We start from the raw sequence: 18,936 nt of genomic DNA on the forward strand, positions 1-18,936 counted from the left end.
GCCCCTTAAAATTTGCCCCTCTGCACTGCCAAATATACTAATCGCCGTGCGCGCGTGGATATCCTCGTCGTTCGCAAATGCCCGCAAAAGCGCCTCGTCGCGGCTAAAATGCGCGAGCAGTCGCAGCTCGATCTGCGAGTAGTCAAGGCCCACGAAGCTAAAGCCGCTTTTAGCCTCAAAGCAGCCGCGCACGTCCTTAGCTAGGTTGCCGCGAGCGGGGATATTTTGCAGGTTCGGATTTTTAGACGATAGCCTGCCCGTGCTAGTTCCCGTCTGGATAAAATTCGTGTATATCCTGCTATTAGCGTCTTTTTTGGCTAAATTTAGCAGCGGTTCGCAGTAAGTGCTTTGCAGCTTATATAGCTCGCGGTACTCGAGTAGTTTAGGGATGACGGGATGCTCCTCGATGAGCTCTGCTAGCACGGCCTCGTCGGTGCTGTAGCCCGTTTTTGTCTTTTTCTTTACGGGTAGTTTTAGGTGCTCAAACAGCACTTCTCCTAGCTGCTTAACGGAGTTTATATTAAAATTTTCGCCCGTTAGCTCGTAAATTTCGCTTGTTAAAGCCTTAATCTTAACGTCGTTTTTTAGGATCAAATTTTGCATTTTTTCGCGGTTTATCGCGATGCCCTCGCGCTCCATATCAAAAAGCGTGAGTATAAAAGGAAACTCGTGCGTATCGGCAAGCTCGAGCAGCTCGGGATCAAGCAAATTTAAAAAGCTTTTGTAAAACTTCAGCGTTATCCAAGCATCCTCAGCGGCGTATTTTGCGGCGTTTTCAAGTGCTACGGACGCAAAGGTCTCGCCGCGCTTTACCACATCTTCAAATTTGATCGTGTCGTAGTCATAGAGCCACTTGGCTAGCGCGTCCATACCCACGCTTGAACCCGGATCCATGAGCCAGGCTAGTATCATCGTATCTTTAAAATTTACGGGCGGTTCTAGCCCTAAATTTCGCTTTACGACCTTAAAATCATACTTTAAATTTTGTCCGATCACGCAGCCTTTGTAAATTTGCCCTATCGCCCAGGCGGCAAATTTCTCGCTCGTCTGCTTCGGCACGCCCAGATACTCGTGCGACACGGGCACGTAGTAGGCCTCTTCGTCGTTAAAGCAAAAGCTAAAGCCGACCAAGCGGGCGTTTTGCGTATCGACGTCCGTAGTCTCGGTGTCAAAGGCCACGAGCGTGTCCACGTCTATATTTGCCAGCAGTCGCTCAATCTCGCTCTCGTCCGTTAAGAGCCGCGCATTAAAGCCGAGCTTAAATTCCGCGTTTTCGCCCGCGTCTTGGCTATTTTGCAGCGCTTTTAAAAGGCGGTTTAGATCGTATTCGCGCAGAGTATCGGCGACTTTTACGAGCGGATTTTGCTCGGGAAATTCCGCCCTTTTTAGATCGAGCACGTCAGGCACGTCGTCAAAGAGCGAGGTTAGGCGCTTGCTCAAAAACGCGCTTTCTCGCCCCTCGGCCAGCATGCCGCGGATACGTTCGTTTCGCACTAGCGGCAGGTTTTCGTAGATGCTTTCTAGATTGCCGAATTCGTTTAGCAGCTTTTTTGCGCCGACCGCGCCGATGCCTTTGACGCCCGGTATATTATCCGAGCTATCGCCCGCGATCGCGAGAAAATCGCGAATTTGAGCAGGTAAAACGCCGTATTTTTCGACGCAGCTAGCGCTGTCGTGGTCGATCTTGCTTTGCGGGCTGTAGATGCTTACCTTGCCGTCCTCGATGAGCTGATAGAGGTCCTTGTCATGCGTCACGATACGTACAAATATATCCCTCTGTTTACACTCCTTTACGACGCTAGCGATGATGTCGTCGGCCTCGTAGCCTTCGCGGCTAACCGCGGCTAGACCCATTTTTTCTATCATCTCGATACACACGGGCAGCTGCTCTTTTAGTGCGGCGGGCGGCTCGGAGCGGTTGGCTTTGTATTCGCCCAGGATCTCGTGGCGCAGCGTTTTGCCCTTGCTATCTAGCGCAAAGATGATGTAGTCGCTGGCAAACTCCTGGCGCAAATTCATAATAAAGCTAGCAAAGCCGCTCACCATGCCGCTTGGCTTGCCCTCGCGGTTTTTTAGCCCGCTCATCGCGTAGTAAAGTCTGAAAAAAAATCCGAAAGTGTCGATGATCGTTAGCGTTTTTTGGCTCATTATTTATCCTTTAAATTTAAGCCGCAGTTTTAGAAAATTTACGCCGCGCGAGAGGTATATAGCAGCCCGCGTAGAGTGCAAATTTGGGCCAAATTTAGCCCAAATTTTGTTTTAGAGACGCGACGGCATCGGCTAAAATTTGCGGATCAAATCCCGCTTGCTCGCATAAATTTAGCCCAAGCTGCACGCTTTGCTCGCTTAATCTTTGTTTTTGATTAATCATCGCGCGAACGATAAATAACGCCCACGCGCTTTGTTTATATTCTTCGGGCGCGTTTTGCGGGTCGTTTGAAGCGCGTATACTCTCCACCAAACTCGGCTCGAATCCCCAAAATTCGAAAATTTCGGCCGATACCAAAACGTTCGTGGTGCCGAAATTCGTCATCTCCACCTGCGCTTCGTTAAAGCTTAATTCGATATCGTTTTTGAAAAACATCACGTCGTTTCGACGCACGACCTCGTCGGCTAGCAAAATTTTACCCGTGTGTTGCAGCAACGCGCATAAAAATAGATCGTCGGCTTTAGGAGGCGAGACTTTTCTAAACCACGCGCGCACGAGAGCGGCCTGCTCGTTTGAGATATTTACGAACTCTTCGGGCTTAATGCCGTAAGGATCGATATTTACCTTAAATAGTCCAAGTACCGCCGAGCCCATTACGATCGATTTCGTCATCGCTTTTCCGAAAAGCGCGACGCCCTGCGAGACCGCCTTAATCTGGCGGTTAAAGCCGTAAAGGGGCGAATTCGCCGCCTTTAAAATCGCCGCCGTCATCATCGGATCGCTCTCGATCGCCTTTGCTAAATCGCCTACGCCGTATTCGTCGCTCGCGCAAATGTCTAAAATTTTCTGACAATTTTTCGGTAACGGCGGTAAATTTTTAATGCGTCCCTTTATATCCTCGATCATCTTCTATCCTTTCTAAAATTTCAAAAATATCGATTTTAGCAAAATTTAGATTTATTTTGGCTTTTTCGTTTTCGCAGCTTCGTTCGCTCTACTATTTTTGTTCGTGCAATCGTCTTTTTACGATTTTTACGTCAAATTTGCCGCAACAAGTAAACGGATTCTTCTAAATTCGCCTACAAAACCTAAAATTTCCACGCGAAACGGCGCTAAATTTTCACCTTCTCCCACGGCTCGATTCCGCCTTTGACCTCTTTAAAAATGCTCGCGATTTCTATATTTTTTACGCTTAAATTTCGCTCGTAAGCCTTGATGTCACGTGATTTTAACTTCTCTTGTAAAAAGGCGAATTCATACTCGATCTGCCCGTGAGTGACGGCTATCTTGGCTAAATTTCGCTCGTCAAATTCACCCACTTTTGCCGCGTCAAATTTATACCCGCGAGCACAGGCCTGCACATAAACTTCCGCTAGATACGCATTTATCGCCTCACACGCGTTTTCATGCGCGTAAAAACGGTCAAGCTGCGGGTGATTTTTGTAGCCTTTAGTTAGCCCCGCCAGCACGTTTTTCGCTAGCAGTGCCTCGCGCCAAAGTGCGACTAGCCCCTTTGCGTCGAGATATTTAAAGCTTATCGTCCAAAGCCTCATTTTTGCCTTTCGTTAAATTTACAGCCGTTTTTGCGGGCTAAATTTGGCGCGGCTAAGCCCGCAAATCATCAAATTTATACTGAAAATTTGATCCGTTGCAAACTTCTCAAAATTTTTATTTTTTCTTTGCCTTTTTTGCCGCGTTTTTCATATTTTCCAGCTCCTCGGCTAAAAATTTACCCGTATAGCTACCCGTTTTTGCGTGATTTTTAGCGATCTCTTTTACACTGCCCTCGGCGATGATTTTACCGCCTTTTGCGCCGCCTTCAGGCCCCATATCGACGATGTAGTCGCAGTTTTTGATGACGTCCATGTTGTGCTCGATGACAAAGACCGAGTTGCCAAGATCTACGAGATGGTGCAACACGCGCACGAGCCTATCGACGTCGGCGAAATGCAGCCCCGTAGTCGGCTCGTCAAGGATATAGAGCGTATTTCCAGTATCCGAACGACTGAGCTCCTTTGCCAGTTTTACGCGCTGCGCCTCGCCGCCGCTTAGCGTCACGGCGTTTTGTCCCAGCGTGATGTAGCCTAGGCCGACGTCTTGCAGCGTCGTTAGTTTGCTAGCGATTTTGGGCACGGATTTAAAAAACTCCACCGCCTCGTCGATGCTCATATTTAGCACGTCGGCGATACTTTTGCCTTTGTAGAGGATTTCTAGCGTCTGCGCGTTGTAACGAGTGCCGCCGCATGAGTCGCAAACGACGTTTACGTCGGGCAAAAAGTGCATCTCGATCGTTATCTCGCCCTCGCCTTGGCACTTTTCGCAGCGTCCGCCCTTGACGTTGAAGCTAAACCTGCCGATCTTGTATCCGCGCAGTTTGGCTTCTTTGGTCTGCGCAAAAAGCCCTCTGATCTCGTCCATCACGCCCGTGTAGGTGGCCGGATTTGAGCGCGGAGTGCGGCCGATAGGGCTTTGATCGAGGTAGATCACTTTGTCTAGATTTTCTAGTCCGCTCAAATTTACTCCCGCGACCTTTTTTACCTTTTTGGCGCGGTTTAGCTGCTCCTGGGCTTCAGGCAGCAGGGTTTGCAGAACGAGCGAGCTTTTACCCGAACCAGAAACCCCCGTGATACCGACTAAATTTCGCAGCGGAAAGCGCGCGCTTAAATTTGATATGTTGTTGATATTTACGTTTGAGATTTCAAGCCAAGTGTCGATTTTTCGGTCTTTTCGGTAGTCGATTTCCTTTTCGCCGTTTATGTAAAGCGCGGTTTGCGTACTTGAGTCAAGCAGGCTTTTCACGTCGCCGGCAAAAACTATCTGCCCGCCGAATTTCCCCGCTCCAGGCCCGATATCCACGATGTAGTCGGCCTCCTCGATCGTCTTTTTATCATGCTCGACTACGATCACGGAGTTGCCTTTGGCTTGCAAATTTCGCAGGGTTTTGATGAGCTTTAGCGTATCGCGCTCGTGCAGACCGATGCTAGGCTCGTCTAGCACGTACATCACGCCGCTAAGACCCGATCCGATCTGGCTAGCGATCCTGATACGCTGCGCTTCGCCGCCGCTAATCGTACGCGCGTCGCGTCCGAGCGAGAGATACCCCAGCCCCACGTCGTAGAGGAAAAACAGCCTCTCGTTTATCTCCTTAAATATCGGCTTTGCTATCGTTTTATCGTATTCGCTAAGGTAGCTAAAATTTGACTCGTCCGAAAAAAACGCGGTGCAGTTTTCGATACTCATGTCTAAAATTTCGCCGATACCGCGGCCTGCGACCTTGACGGCTAGGCTTTGAGGCTTTAGCCTGTGTCCGCCGCAGTCGTCGCAGATCTTCTCGCTCATGTATTCGTCGAAGTCCTTGTAGTCTTTTAGAAGCCCGTGAGTGATTTTTAGCGCGCCTTCAAATTTGCGCAGTAGCTTGTTTCGCTTCCAGAAAAACTCGACCTCTTTTACGTTTCCGTAGAGCACGAGGCGCTTTTCATCCTCGCTAAGCTCGCAGTAGGGGCGCTTTACGTCGATGCCGTTTTGCTCGCAAAAAGCTAGCAAAAATTTATAATAATAGCTCATATTGTAGCCGTAAAGCAGCTTTATCGCGCCGCCTTCGATGCTTTTTTCTTCGTCGATCACTTTGGTTAGATCTAGGCTATATCTGATGCCAAGACCATCACACCTCTCGCACGCGCCTTTTGGGGAGTTGAAGCTAAAGCTAAGCGGCTCGAGCGGCGTAAATGAAATTTTACAATCAAAACACGCCGAGTGCTCGCTGTAATGTATAAAGCTCTCTTTTAGCCCGAGCTCTTCGGCGTTTGCGATCTCGATCTCGACCTCGCCGTAGCTTTCATTTAGCGCTTTTTCTACGTCCTGGGCTAGGCGCTGCGCGTTATCCGCGTCTATCACGATGCGGTCTACGATGAGCTTTATCGTGTGTTTTTTGGTTTTAGCTAGCTCGATCTCCTCGTCTAAGCGCACCTGCACGCCGTCTATCTGAGCGCGCACGTAGCCTTTACCGCGTAAATTTTCGATCAAATCCGCCCACGTGCCCTTTTTTTCGCGCACGAGCGGAGCGTAGATGACGACTTTGGCGCCCTCGGGGAGCTTTTGGATCTCGTTTATGATGTCGCTAGCCGACATTTTAGAGATCGGTTTGCCGCACTTGTGGCAGTGCTGGATGCCGATGCGAGCGTATAGCAGGCGCAGATAGTCGTAAATTTCCGTTATCGTGCCCACGGTCGAGCGCGGGTTTTTGGACGTGGTTTTTTGATCTATCGCGATAGCGGGCGTGAGGCCTTCGATCTTATCGATGTCGGGCTTACCCACGCGGTCTAAAAACTGCCTAGCGTAGCTGCTGAGGCTCTCCATATACCTGCGCTGTCCCTCGGCATAAAGCGTGTCAAAGGCTAGCGTGCTCTTGCCGCTGCCGCTAAGTCCGGTGAAAACTACGAGCTTGTTTTTCGGAATTTCAAGATTTAAATTTTTTAGGTTGTGCTCGCGCGCGCCCGTGATTTTTATTGTGTCGTTCATTTTTTGCCTTTAAAATTTTGAACTTTCGATGATAACCAAAAGCTAGTAAAATTTTTATAAATTCGGATTTAAATTTTATATCATTTTCAGCTTTTTTTGATATTCTATGCAAAAATTTTAAGCAAAGGATCAAAAAAAATGTCAGTAAAAATCACGGACATCTGCATCAGCTGCGGCTCTTGCATCGACGAATGCCCCGTAAACGCGATCGTAGACGATAGCGATAACCCAACCGGCGCGGACGCTTATTACGTATACGCCGACAAATGCGTAGAGTGCGTCGGACACAACGACGAGCCGGCATGCGCATCGGCCTGTCCTACCGACGGATGTATCGTGTGGGACGAGGTTATGGGTTCGCAACCTTCTCGCAGCGAAATCGGTAGCGACCTACGCACGGGTTCTACGCCGGTAATCGGCTAAATTTTAGGCTCTTACGGGCCTAAAATTTGCTTTTTAATTTTTTTTTCACTATAATTGCCCGCTTTAAAAAAACAACAATCAAGGAAATTTCGATGCAAAGAACACTTTCTATCATCAAGCCAGACGCCGTCAAAAAAAACGTAGTCGGTAAAATTATCGATAGATTCGAAAGCAACGGTCTTCGCATAGCCGCCGCTAAAAAAATCAAACTAAGCAAATGCGATGCAAAAGCGTTTTACGCAGTCCATAAAGACAGACCTTTTTTTAACGATTTAGTCGATTTTATGGTAAGCGGGCCGGTAGTCGTTATGGTGCTTGAAGGCGAAAACGCCGTAGCCAAAAACCGCGAACTAATGGGCGCTACAAATCCGAAAGAAGCGGCAAAGGGAACGATAAGAGCCGACTTTGCCGACAGCATAGACGCTAACGCCGTTCACGGAAGCGATAGTTTAGAAAACGCCGCAGTAGAAATTGCATTTTTCTTTGCGTCAAGAGAAATTTGCTAAATTTAAAGGTAAATTTTGAAAATTCCGTTCGCTAAGATTTCTAGCCAAAATTTGGACTTTAAGTTAGAAAAAGACGGGTTAAAATTTAACGGAATTTTAAAAAAGATCAATCTTAAAACAATCGAATGTTTTGGTAAAATTTCCGGCTCTACGCCTCATATTTGCGATAGGTGCGGAGCGGAAATCAAACTAGAAATCGATCAAAACGTAGATTTAATTTTAAGCGACGGGGTTTATAAAGACCCGCAGAACGAATTGATCGACGCAATGGAATTTTTCGATGCGCAGATTGATTTAGACGAAGTTTTTGAAAGCGAAACGCAAGCTTTTAAAAGCGACTATTTTTATTGCGAAAATTGCAAAAATTTATAAATTTTTAAAAGGAGAATAACATGGCAGTACCAAAGCGAAGAGTAAGCCACGCTCGCGCGGCAAAGAGAAGAACGCACTATAAAGTGACGCTTCCGATCCCCGTAAAAGACAAAGACGGCTCATGGAAGATGCCTCACCGTATCAATAAAACGACGGGCGAATATTAAAAAATGGTTCGCATTGCTATCGACGCTATGGGCGGAGATTTCGGTCCGAGTCCTATCGTAGAAGGCGTAGTAGAAGCGTTAAAAAGCTTTGAATTTACGGCCGTATTAGTCGGCGATAGCAATGCTGTAAGACCGCTTATCCCACAAAATTTTTTAAATCGCGTAAGCTTCGTTGAAGCCGGCGAAGTCGTTTCTATGAGCGACGGGGCGACCGACGCGCTTAAACGCAAAGAAAGCAGCATTTTTAAGGCTATCGAACTTTTAAAAAATAAAGAGGTCGACGCCGTCGTATCCGCCGGCCATAGCGGAGCGACTATGAGTCTAGCTACTTTGCGCGTCGGACGATTAAAAAACGTTGCGCGCCCCGCAATCGCCACACTAATGCCTAATCATAAAGAAAGTACGACGCTAGTTCTTGACGTGGGTGCAAACGTCGATTGCAAGAGCGAGCATTTGTTTCAATTTGCGGTAATGGGCGAAGCCTACGCAAAAGAAATTTTAAACCGAAAAGCGCCGCGCGTCGGGCTTCTATCAAACGGCGAAGAAAAATGCAAGGGCAACGAAGTAACCAAAGAGACGTTTGAGCTAGTTAGCAGGCTTGATAGTTTCGTCGGTAACGTCGAAGGAAATCAGGTTTTCGACGGTAGCGTTGACGTGGTCGTTTGCGACGGATTTATAGGGAATATTTTACTAAAAACCAGTGAAGGCGTCGCCGACGCGATAAGTAAGATAATCAAAAAGCAAGTTAAAAAATCTCCGTTGGCCATTGCCGGCTCCGTACTTATGAAAAAAGTATTTAAAACGCTCAAAAAGCAGGTAAGCTACGATGAATACGGCGGCGCGCCGTTACTAGGCGTAAACGGTTGCGTTATCATAAGCCACGGAAAAAGCAACGCGAAAGCTATGAAGAACGCTATACTTCAAGCCATCAATTTCGCAGACTCAAATATAAATAAAGTCATCGAAGAAGAACTCTCTCACTTTGCAAGGTAGAAAGTGCCAAAAGCATCGTTAATCTCAATCGCCGCATACGCTCCGAGTAAAATTTTAACTAACACCGATCTTGAAAAAATGGTCGAGACCAGCGACGAGTGGATCATAAAACGCACCGGCATAAAAGAGCGTAGAATAGCGCAAAACGAAATAACGAGCGACCTTGGCGCAAAAGCGGGCGAGCTAGCTATCGCGCGCTCAGGTCTTAAAAAATCAGATATCGACGCCGTTATTTGCGCGACTATTTCCCCGGATCACCTTTGCATGCCGTCGACAGCATGCAAAATTTCGGCGAATTTGGAGCTAAATTTCGGTATTACAGCTTTTGATATAAGCGCGGCCTGCACGGGATTTATCTACCTGTTGCAGCTTGCAAAAGCGTTAGTCGAAAGCGGCGCAAAAAGAAACGTTTTAATTATAGGCGCGGAAAAACTTAGCTCGGTAGTCGATTTTACCGACAGAAGCACATGCGTACTGTTCGGCGACGGCGCGGGTGCGGCGGTAATAAGCGCAAGCGATGAAAACGAAATTTTAGACATTCATACTGCAAGCGATGGGACGCAAAGCGAGCTTTTAATAACTCCTGGCTGCGGTAGCGCGTATCCAGCTAGCCCCGAAACGCTAGAAAAAAAACTGAATTTTCTAAAAATGGCCGGCAACGAAGTTTTTAAAATAGCGGTACAAACCCTTACGAAAAGCGTAATAGAAATTTTAGAAAAAAACCGCTTAAATAGCGATGACATCGACTTTTTTATCCCTCATCAAGCAAATATCCGTATCATCGAAGCCGTCAAGCAGCGTTTAAATTTTAAAGACGAACAATGCGTGCTGACCGTTCAAAAATACGGCAACACGAGCTCAGCATCAATCCCGATGGCGATAAACGACGCTTACGAAGCCGGTCGCATAAAAACCGGCTCGGTACTACTTCTTGATGCATTCGGCGGTGGATTTACGTGGGGTTCGGCGCTACTAAAATTCGGCGGTAAAAATTTTACCGAAATATAAAGCATAAAATTTTAAAATCAGCTCTTGCAAGTACCAAATAAACCAAATTTCCTAAATAAAATTTTTCCGCACACGCCCCTTTAAAATTTTTACCTCATTTATCGTATATTTATTTTAGATAGATATAATTTTGCTACTAATAAATTTTATTATTAAGGAGAAAAAATGTTAGTAACAAAAAAAGCGCCTGACTTTACGGCTGCAGCGGTTTTAGGAAGCAATCAAATCGTAAACGATTTCAACCTATATAAAAATATCGGCGAGAAAGGCGCGGTAGTATTTTTCTACCCTATGGACTTTACATTCGTTTGCCCTAGCGAGATCATCGCGTTTGATAAAAGATACGACGAATTTAAAGCTCGCGGTATAGAAGTTATCGGCGTTTCTTGCGACAACCAATTCTCTCACTTCGCGTGGAAAGAAACTCCGGTAAACAAAGGCGGCATCGGCCAAGTTCGCTTCCCGCTAGTAGCCGATATGACGAAGTCTATCGCTCGCGGTTTTGACGTACTTTTAGAGGATGCGGGCGTCGCTCTTCGCGGCTCATTCCTGCTAGACAAAGACGGCACAGTTCGCCACGCGGTTATCAACGACCTTCCGCTTGGCAGAAACATCGACGAGATGATAAGAATGGTCGATACGATGCTATTTACCAACGAGCACGGAGAGGTTTGCCCTGCCGGTTGGAACAAAGGCGATAAAGGCATGAAAGCCGATACCGCAGGCGTCGCAGACTATCTATCTCACAACGCAGACAAGCTATAAAATTTCGGCGGGGCAACCCGCCCCTTTTAACGTTTTATATACAAAATTCTTAAAAAATTTCTTAATTACTCCTAACTATGCTATAATCCCCTAAAAATTTTAAAATTTTCGGAGAAATTGATGGATTTTACGGGACGATACAATCTCATAGTTACCTACGACGACAATATTGCAAAACTTAAGAAAGACTTTATCGACGAATGCGTAAAATTTTACGGAGATACGGCGGAAAATGCGGACAACGAGCAAGCAAAAAGCGTCTTCGCAAATATTTTCGAATCGCTTCTACTTCGCGAGCCGGATGCAAAAGCGCTTTACGACAAATTTGAAAGTTTGCTAAAAGAGAAAAAAGATAGAGAAAATTTGTTAAATTCCGTCCTTTTAAGCCTTATTTTTAAATTTAACGCTATGGAAAATTCCCAATATACAAGCTATTTTATAAACGCGCTAGATCGTATAAAAGGTATATTAACTACAAAATTAGAAGACGACGAAAAAACGGAAGAAGCGCCGCATCTATCGGCAAATTCGCTATTTTTTGAAAACCCTATCGATACGTTTAAACGCATAAAATACGCTAAAAAAGACGTAGAATTCCTAAACCTTTACGACGGCGTAAACATTAGAAGCGGAGCTAAAATTTTAGCGATCGACGACGAACAAATTACTTTCGGCATGGATGTAATGCAAATTTTAGCGATGAAGCAAGAAGGGCATGGATTTATAGTACCGAACGACTATTTTACCAAGCACATAAAAGGCGATATTATCGATTTTAGTATCGCCGAGAAATACGTAACCCTAACGAATTTTTCGCGAATTTCAAACCTAAACGCAAATTTGCGAACCACGCAGCGCGTCTACCCAAATAGATTTATGCGCGTGCATCTTTCAAACGGACAAGCAAGCGTAGACGGAAACCTTTACGACATTTCAGACGGCGGTTTGAGCGTACTAGTTACGGAGTTTGCTTCGTTTAAACAAGGCGATGAGATAGACGCTAATTTCGAGCTTTTAGTACCGCAGACGGAGGCGACTCAGCCTACGAAGCTTAAAGCTAAGCTTATTACCGAGCTCGCATATAAAGGTCATATTCGCTACTGCTTACAAACCATCGGCGGAGAAGGTACGGGCGTCGTGCAAAAATTCACCGCCGCACGCGTCAAAGAGACGATGGAAGAGCTAAGAACCCGTATAAGCCTCTATCAGTGAAAACCATCCAAGAAAATTTAAAGCTATTTTACGTCGGCCTCAAAAACAAAGAGCCGTTTTTTTACAAAAACAAAGACCTCACGACGCACGCAGCCATCATCGGCATGACCGGTAGCGGTAAAACAGGCCTTGGCATCAGCATCCTAGAAGAAGCCTGCATCGATAATATCCCGACCTTTATAATCGACCCAAAGGGCGATATGACAAACCTCGCCTTAGCGTTCCCGCAGATGAGCGCGCAGGATTTTGCGCCGTACGTCGATGAAAACGAAGCGCAAAACAAAGGCATGAGCGTAGATGAATTTGCCGCGAGCGAAGCGCAGACGTGGAAAAACGGTATCGAAGGCTCGTTTCAGAGCTTGGAGCGCGTGGGACTTTTTAAAGATAGCGCCGAGCTAAAAATTTACACGCCAAAGAGCAGTAGCGGCGTCGGTGTGGCGTTGCTCGGCGATTTTGCGCGCCCAAATTTAGACGTAGGCAGCGAGGAGTTTAGCGAGTACGTCGGCTCTCTGGCTAGCTCGGTGCTATCGCTTGTGGGCATAGAAAACGACGTAAACTCAAAAGAACATCTGCTCATTTCAAATATTTTTATCGATAAATTTAGCCAGGGCGCGGACGTGAGCCTAGAGGAGCTCATCAGCTTTATCGCGACGCCTCCGTTTGCAAAGATCGGCGTATTTGACGTGGAGAAATTTTATCCGAGCTCCGAGCGTATGAAGCTAGCCGTCAAGATCAACACGCTGCTTGCAAGCCCTGATTTTCGCGCGTGGCTAAGCGGCGAGCGACTCGATATCTCAAAAATGCTTTTTAACGCAAACGGCAAGGCAAAGTGCAATATCTTTACGATCTCGCATCTAAAAGACAGCGAGAGGATGTTTTTCGTGACGCTGCTGCTAAATGAGATCATCGCGTGGATGCGCAAGACCGAGGGTACGAGCTCGCTTCGCGCCGTGCTTTATATGGACGAGATTTTCGGATTTTTCCCGCCAAACGGCAACCCGCCTAGCAAAACCCCGATGCTAACTCTACTCAAGCAAGCTCGCGCACACGGCCTTGGCGTGATACTAAGCACCCAAAATCCGGTCGATCTAGACTACAAAGGCCTTAGCAACATCGGCACTTGGTTTATCGGGCGCTTGCAAACCGCGCAGGATAAGGCACGCGTGATCGACGGTATGACGGGGCTTGCGGGCTCTGCGATGGATAAAGGCGAGATAGAAAATCTCATCTTAAATTTACAAAAGCGCAATTTCCTACTAAAAAATATCCACGAGGACGGGCTGTCCGTCATCTCGACGCGCTGGGCTCTGAGCTACCTAAAAGGACCGCTTAGCCGCGAGCAAATTTCAAATTTGATGAGTGAAAAAAAGCAAAATTTAGCTTTAAATTCCGGCATTTCTGGCAACGGTAAAATTTCGGCCGCTCGTGAGCCAAAACCGATAATTTCGGGCGAAATCGAGCAAATTTTCGACGCTTGCGCCGATTGCGGCAAAATTTTAAAACCGAATCTGTTAGGCACCGCAAAGATTAGATTTTACGACGCAAAAAAGAGTATCGACGAAACACGCGATATAAGTTACCTCTGCGCGCTAGAACCGGACGATAAAAGCGCCGACTGGTCGCAAGCTAGCGAGGGCGTGCGGCTAACTTTCGGTGTAGAACCAGCAAATGCCGGATTTGCGCAGCCGCCCGGCTTCGTAACGAAGGCTAAAAATTTTAAGGATTTAGAACGGGACTTTAAAGATTTCATATTTAGAAACTACGCGTTAGAGCTTTATAGCGCGCTAGGCATGCACTCAAAGCCAGGCGAGAGCCGCGAGGAATTTTATGTGCGGCTAGGCGATAAATGCAACGAAATTTTAGAAACCGCAAGCGCAAAACTAACCACAAAATACGAAAAAGAACGCACAAACTTAGAAACAAAGCTTGGGCGCGCCGAGCTTAAACTACAAAAAGAGCAAAAAGACGCGGTAGCTAGCGGACTAGACGCCGCGATAAATATCGGCGCTAGCTTGCTCGGAGCGCTATTTGGCGGTAAATCGCGCGCAAGCCTAAGTAAGGTCGCAAGCGGCGCGAGATCTGCAAATAGGGTGCTAAAAGAGCGCGGCGACGTAAAAATAAGCGAACAAAGCGTAAGCGACTTGCAAGAAGCGCTAGACGCGCTAACGCAAGACTACGAGCAGCAGGCACAAGCGCTAAAAGACGCCAACGATCCGCGAAATTTAAGCCTTGAAGTAGTTAAAATTTTGCCTAAAAAAAGCGACATCTACGACGAAAAAGTAGCGCTTTTGTGGCGATAACGAAAATTTAAATTCGGAGCGAATATGAACGAAAATTTAATCTGTTATTTGATAGCTTATTTGCTGGGCGGCGTGCCTTTCGGGCTGGTTTTCGGCAAAATTTTCGGTAAGGTAGATATAACAAAATCTGGCAGCGGCTCGATCGGCGCGACCAACGTCCTGCGCGTTTTAAAGCAAGAAAACCCCAAGCTCGCTAAAAAAATCGCCGTCCTAACCGTAGCCGCCGATGCCTTAAAAGGCGTCGCGCCGATACCAATCGCCAGAGCGTGCGGCATAGACGAGTCCGTGCTATGGATGATGGCGACGCTTTCGGTCGTCGGGCACTGCTTCTCGCCGTTTTTAAAATTTGAAGGCGGTAAAGGTATCGCCACGGGCGCGGGCGTCATAGCGTGCTTTTTACCGCTTGAAATCGCGATCGCGCTGGCGACGTGGTTTATCGTCGGCAAAACGCTAAAAATAAGCTCGGTAGCTAGCCTTGCCGCGCTAGGAGCGCTCATTGCGGCAAGCTTTATCTTACACCCCGATATGAGCGGCATCCACAGCCATGCGCCGCTTTTAATCATCGCTTTCATTGTCGTTTATAAACACGCGCCCAATATCAAACGTCTAATCGTCGGCGAAGAAAAAAAGGTAATATGAACGCCGAAATTACCACGCTCGTGCGAGATCACGAATTTAGCGCGATCATAGGGATGCTTGATTTCGAGCGCGTAACGCCTCAAAAGATACGAATAAACGCAGAATTTAAAAGCGAAAATTTTATAGATTACGTAGAGGTTGTTAATTTTATCGAGGAATTTTACGGCGAGCAAAAATTCCAAAGCGTAGAAGACTCCGTAAGCCGAACCGCGCAGGCTTTAAAAGCGAAATTTCCGAGTTTAACCGCACTAAATTTTGAAATTTTAAAAACCGAGATAATAAAGAACGCTCTCGTAGGCGCAAAGATAGAAATCGTTTATTAAATATTGTTTAAAGTATCTTGAAAACTTGCTTAATTTTTGCTATAATCCGCCCAAATTTTACTTTAAGGAAAAACCATGCGTATTTTGATAGTCGAAGACGAAGTAACGCTAAATAAAACGATTGCCGAAGGGCTACAAGAGTTCGGCTACCAGACCGATAGCTCCGAAAATTTTAAGGACGCCGAATATTATATCGGTATTCGTAATTACGACTTGGTTCTAACCGATTGGATGCTCCCCGACGGCGACGGTGTGGACCTAATCAGCGTCATCAAACACAAATCTCCGCGTACTTCGGTAGTCGTACTATCCGCAAAAGACGACAAAGATAGCGAAATCAAGGCGCTTCGCGCCGGCGCAGACGACTATATTAGAAAGCCGTTCGATTTTGACGTGTTAGTCGCTCGCATCGAGGCTAGATTGCGTTTCGGCGGTACCAATATCATCAAAATCGACGATCTAACGATTAATCCCGATGAAGAAAAGATCACCTACTTAGGACACGAGATCGAGCTAAAAGGCAAACCGTTTGAAGTACTAACACACCTTGCGCGCCACAGCGATCAAATAGTAAGCAAAGAACAGCTGTTAGACGCAATCTGGGAAGAGCCGGAGCTCGTTACTCCAAACGTAATCGAAGTCGCGATTAATCAAATTCGCCAAAAAATGGACAAGCCTTTAAATATCTCGACAATCGAAACGGTTCGCCGCCGCGGATATAGATTTTGCTTTCCCAAAAAAGCCTAAGAGCTAGATTTATCCTGCAATTAGCGTCCGCATCGATGATGCTGATTGCGGTTATATCGTTTTTAATTTACTATTACATCAGAGTTACGATTTTTGAATCGATAGTCCAAGAGCTAAACTACGAAGCCAAAGCTATCGCGGAAAATACGCAAAAATTTAACCCGGAAAATTCATCGAAATTTAAAATACAACTACCGAATCAGACTCAAACCGTCGTCGAAATCGTCTCGCACGAGCCCATTAAAAAGCCTTATTTTACGCTACGAAAAGTCGGCGATAAAAGCTTTATGAGTCTAACGCATCAGTATCAATTAAGCACGAATTCTTACATGACGCTAACGAAAGAAACGACGCTGCAAAGCGATATCGTCGAGCAAATTTTCATCGATATTTTAATCGTAAACGTCGCGGCGATCTCGCTCGTGCTATTTTACGCGCTATTTATATCCAGAATGCTGCTGCTGCCGATAAAAACGCTAGCCGCGCGCCTAACGGATCTGGACGAAAAATTTTTAAAAGAGATCGACATAAAAAGCTTGCCGAACGAATTTTTCCCGCTGGGAGTCAGTATAAATAAGCTAATCTCGCGCATCCAAACCTTCGTACTTTATCAAAAAGAGCTATTCGTCGGCGTCGCGCACGAGCTAAAAACGCCGCTTGCGGTTATGAAAACCAAAAACGAGGTTACACTGCTAAAACCGCGCGAGAGCGAGAAATATATCGAGGCTCTACGTTCGAATAACGAAGCTATAAACGGCATGAATGCGATGATAAGCTCCGTTTTAGAAATCGGCAGGCAAGAGGGTTCGCAGTTTGAAGAGCCCGTGATGATCGACGTTATCGGCTTTTTAAATAAGCTCGGAAATAACTTCGCCGTCCTCGCGCGCCAAGAGGGCAAAGATATACAAATGGCGTTAGAACCTAAAATTTTAAATCTAAAAATCCAAACCGCCCTACTAACGCACGTAGTGCAAAATTTCGTCCAAAACGCCGTAAAATTTTCGCCAAAAGGCGCGATGATAAAGATTACTTCCGAGTTAGACGGCGAAAATTTCGTCGTGCGAGTAATTGATGAAGGCTGCGGCATAGACGAGAGCAAAGACTTATTCGCGCCGTTTAAGCGCTTCGGTGACAAAGGCGGAGCGGGACTCGGGCTATTTTTAGCAAAAGGCGCGGCGCAGGCGCTAGGAGCTAGCGTATCTATCAAAAACCGCACGGACGGCGTAAGCGGCGCGATTAGCTCGCTCGTGATGCCTATCCGCGCAAAAAATAAATAACGGAGAGAAAATGGCGAAACGAACGGCGGTAATCGATCTAGGCTCCAACTCGATGCGTATGGCGATCTTTGAGCGCACGTCGCGCTGGGCGTTTTTTATACTAGGCGAATATAAAATGCGCGTCAGGCTCGGAGAAGGCGGCTACGAAGAGGGCGGGACGATCTCGCAAAAGTCTATGCAGCGGGCGCTGGAAGCGTTTTTGGAGTTTAAAAGTATAGCTAAGAGCTACAAATGTTCCAAAATTTTATGCGTCGGCACCTCCGCGCTTCGCGACGCGCCCAATGCCGCCGAATTAATATCGATGATTAAAAACCGCGTAGGTATCGGACTCCGCGTAATATCAGGCGAGCAGGAAGCAACCTACGGGGCGATCGCCGCAAAAAACCTGCTAGCGCCGTTAGATGAATGCGTTACGATAGATATCGGCGGCGGCTCGACCGAGTGCGCTCACATAAGCGGCGGCAAAATCACGGACGTAATTTCGCTCGACGTCGGCACCGTGCGGCTAAAAGAGCTATTTTTCGATAATAAAAATACGAGCAAATTAAACGCATTTTTAAGCGAGGCGGTCCGCAAAATTCCGTCCGGTTTCGCCTCGCAAAATATCGTAGCTATCGGCGGTAGCCTGCGCGCGCTATCAAGCGCGATAATGCAGCAAAGCGACTATCCGTTAAAATCGCTGCACGGCTTTTCGTATAAGCTATCAAATCAAAAGGCCTTCATCGAGGAGATTGCAAATTCCAGCGTACTAAATTTGAACAAATTTCCCATCAAAAAAGACCGCTACGATACGATTCGCGAGGGCGCGCACATATTTTTAGCCGTATCTGGGGCGCTTAACGCTCAAAACGTCTTTACTAGCGGCGCGGGCGTGCGCGAAGGGGTATTTTTAAGCGATTTTTTACGCCCTAGCCTAAAATTTCCGCAAAATTTAAACCCGAGCGTAAAGAGTCTACAAGACAGGTTTATTCTAACCGATAATAAAGCCGTACTGCGATACGCGCGCGAAATTTACGGCGCATTAGAGCCAATTCACGAGCTTAACGGTAAATTTTTAAAGGAATTTGAATGCGCGGCGAGACTACATAACGTCGGGCAAGAGATCGGATTCTACGGCGATCACGAGAACTCGGCTTATATTATATTAAACGCGCTAAACTACGGCTTTTCGCACGCGCAAAAGGCGCTCGTCGCCGCAATCGTCGGCACTAACGGCAAGAAAAACGTCTATGAATTCGAGAGGCTAAAACCGCTACTCCCTAAGCAAGAAGTCGTGCGTAGGCTAAGCTTTATGTTATCGCTTGCCAAGGCGCTTGATTTAAACTGCGGCGGCGCGAAACTAAAATTCGAGTTCATTAATCACACCTTGCAAATTTACGGCGCAAAAAATTTATGGGCGGCGAAAGAAGAGATTAAAAAGCTGGCAAAACCCGACGTTTTTGCTATTTGCTTTGTATGAGGCTAAAATTCTAGCGTAAATTTTGCCTAAAAATTTTATAGGCGCGCGAGAGACGATTGCGGCTAAAATTTAGCTTTA

18 protein-coding genes are annotated in these 18,936 nt (G+C 46.6%); 14 read left to right on the plus strand and 4 right to left on the minus strand.

Annotation, left to right across the window (positions count from 1 at the left end; genetic code table 11):
* The 4 genes from polA to uvrA all read right to left on the minus strand — a co-directional run.
* The coding region (gene polA / locus QZ147_RS00400; protein WP_295146039.1) for a DNA polymerase I at positions 1 to 2,148 on the minus strand (2,148 nt) is incomplete at its 3' end.
* Positions 2,149 to 2,242: 94 nt separating this feature from the next.
* Positions 2,243 to 3,055 carry an HDOD domain-containing protein gene (locus tag QZ147_RS00405; RefSeq protein ID WP_295146040.1) on the minus strand — a complete coding sequence of 271 codons (813 nt, stop codon included), beginning with the start codon at positions 3,053 to 3,055 and terminating at the stop codon, positions 2,243 to 2,245.
* Positions 3,056 to 3,261: 206 nt separating this feature from the next.
* Positions 3,262 to 3,702, minus strand: coding sequence for a pyrimidine dimer DNA glycosylase/endonuclease V (locus QZ147_RS00410; protein ID WP_295146042.1), 441 nt, complete (start codon positions 3,700 to 3,702; stop codon positions 3,262 to 3,264).
* 115 nt (positions 3,703 to 3,817) lie between these two features.
* Complete coding sequence (gene uvrA, locus QZ147_RS00415) at positions 3,818 to 6,667, minus strand: excinuclease ABC subunit UvrA (protein WP_295146043.1); 2,850 nt, start codon at positions 6,665 to 6,667, stop codon at positions 3,818 to 3,820.
* A gap of 138 nt (positions 6,668 to 6,805) precedes the next feature.
* On the opposite strand from uvrA, the gene QZ147_RS00420 reads away from it, so the two are divergent.
* The 14 genes from QZ147_RS00420 to QZ147_RS00485 all read left to right on the plus strand — a co-directional run bounded on the left by QZ147_RS00420 (position 6,806) and on the right by QZ147_RS00485 (position 18,858).
* Positions 6,806 to 7,090, plus strand: a complete 285-nt coding sequence (locus QZ147_RS00420) for a 4Fe-4S binding protein (RefSeq protein WP_295146045.1) — start codon at positions 6,806 to 6,808, stop codon at positions 7,088 to 7,090.
* A gap of 92 nt (positions 7,091 to 7,182) precedes the next feature.
* On the plus strand, positions 7,183 to 7,596 hold the full coding sequence (ndk, locus tag QZ147_RS00425) for a nucleoside-diphosphate kinase (RefSeq protein WP_295146047.1): 414 nt from the start codon (positions 7,183 to 7,185) through the stop codon (positions 7,594 to 7,596).
* Between the two features lie 15 nt (positions 7,597 to 7,611).
* On the plus strand, positions 7,612 to 7,968 hold the full coding sequence (locus tag QZ147_RS00430) for a hypothetical protein (RefSeq protein WP_295146049.1): 357 nt from the start codon (positions 7,612 to 7,614) through the stop codon (positions 7,966 to 7,968).
* Positions 7,969 to 7,988: 20 nt separating this feature from the next.
* Positions 7,989 to 8,135, plus strand: coding sequence for a 50S ribosomal protein L32 (gene rpmF, locus QZ147_RS00435; protein WP_295146050.1), 147 nt, complete (start codon positions 7,989 to 7,991; stop codon positions 8,133 to 8,135).
* A 3-nt stretch (positions 8,136 to 8,138) separates the two neighbouring features.
* Positions 8,139 to 9,128, plus strand: a complete 990-nt coding sequence (gene plsX, locus QZ147_RS00440) for a phosphate acyltransferase PlsX (protein ID WP_295146051.1) — start codon at positions 8,139 to 8,141, stop codon at positions 9,126 to 9,128.
* 3 nt (positions 9,129 to 9,131) lie between these two features.
* Entirely contained in the window at positions 9,132 to 10,136 is a 1,005-nt protein-coding gene (locus tag QZ147_RS00445) for a beta-ketoacyl-ACP synthase III (protein WP_295146053.1), read from the plus strand.
* Between the two features lie 165 nt (positions 10,137 to 10,301).
* Complete coding sequence (locus QZ147_RS00450; protein ID WP_295146055.1) at positions 10,302 to 10,901, plus strand: peroxiredoxin; 600 nt, start codon at positions 10,302 to 10,304, stop codon at positions 10,899 to 10,901.
* 120 nt (positions 10,902 to 11,021) lie between these two features.
* Complete coding sequence (locus tag QZ147_RS00455; RefSeq protein ID WP_295146057.1) at positions 11,022 to 12,113, plus strand: PilZ domain-containing protein; 1,092 nt, start codon at positions 11,022 to 11,024, stop codon at positions 12,111 to 12,113.
* Positions 12,110 to 14,413: a DUF87 domain-containing protein gene (locus QZ147_RS00460; RefSeq protein WP_295146059.1), complete on the plus strand. Its 2,304-nt coding sequence runs from the start codon at positions 12,110 to 12,112 to the stop codon at positions 14,411 to 14,413. Before QZ147_RS00455 ends, QZ147_RS00460 begins: the two co-directional genes overlap by 4 nt.
* Positions 14,414 to 14,437: 24 nt before the next feature.
* Entirely contained in the window at positions 14,438 to 15,052 is a 615-nt protein-coding gene (plsY, locus tag QZ147_RS00465) for a glycerol-3-phosphate 1-O-acyltransferase PlsY (RefSeq protein WP_295146061.1), read from the plus strand.
* Positions 15,049 to 15,375 (plus strand): dihydroneopterin aldolase, encoded by a 327-nt coding sequence (locus QZ147_RS00470; RefSeq protein ID WP_295146063.1) that lies wholly within the window; start codon positions 15,049 to 15,051, stop codon positions 15,373 to 15,375. Before plsY ends, QZ147_RS00470 begins: the two co-directional genes overlap by 4 nt.
* 75 nt (positions 15,376 to 15,450) lie before the next feature.
* Entirely contained in the window at positions 15,451 to 16,122 is a 672-nt protein-coding gene (hsrA, locus tag QZ147_RS00475) for a homeostatic response regulator transcription factor HsrA (protein ID WP_295146064.1), read from the plus strand.
* Positions 16,123 to 16,160: 38 nt separating this feature from the next.
* Positions 16,161 to 17,399 carry a HAMP domain-containing sensor histidine kinase gene (locus QZ147_RS00480; RefSeq protein ID WP_295146096.1) on the plus strand — a complete coding sequence of 413 codons (1,239 nt, stop codon included), beginning with the start codon at positions 16,161 to 16,163 and terminating at the stop codon, positions 17,397 to 17,399.
* Positions 17,400 to 17,409: 10 nt separating this feature from the next.
* Positions 17,410 to 18,858: a Ppx/GppA phosphatase family protein gene (locus QZ147_RS00485; RefSeq protein WP_295146065.1), complete on the plus strand. Its 1,449-nt coding sequence runs from the start codon at positions 17,410 to 17,412 to the stop codon at positions 18,856 to 18,858.
* Positions 18,859 to 18,936 lie beyond the last annotated feature (78 nt).

This window comes from uncultured Campylobacter sp. (assembly GCF_905371695.1).
Lineage (GTDB): Bacteria > Campylobacterota > Campylobacteria > Campylobacterales > Campylobacteraceae > Campylobacter_A.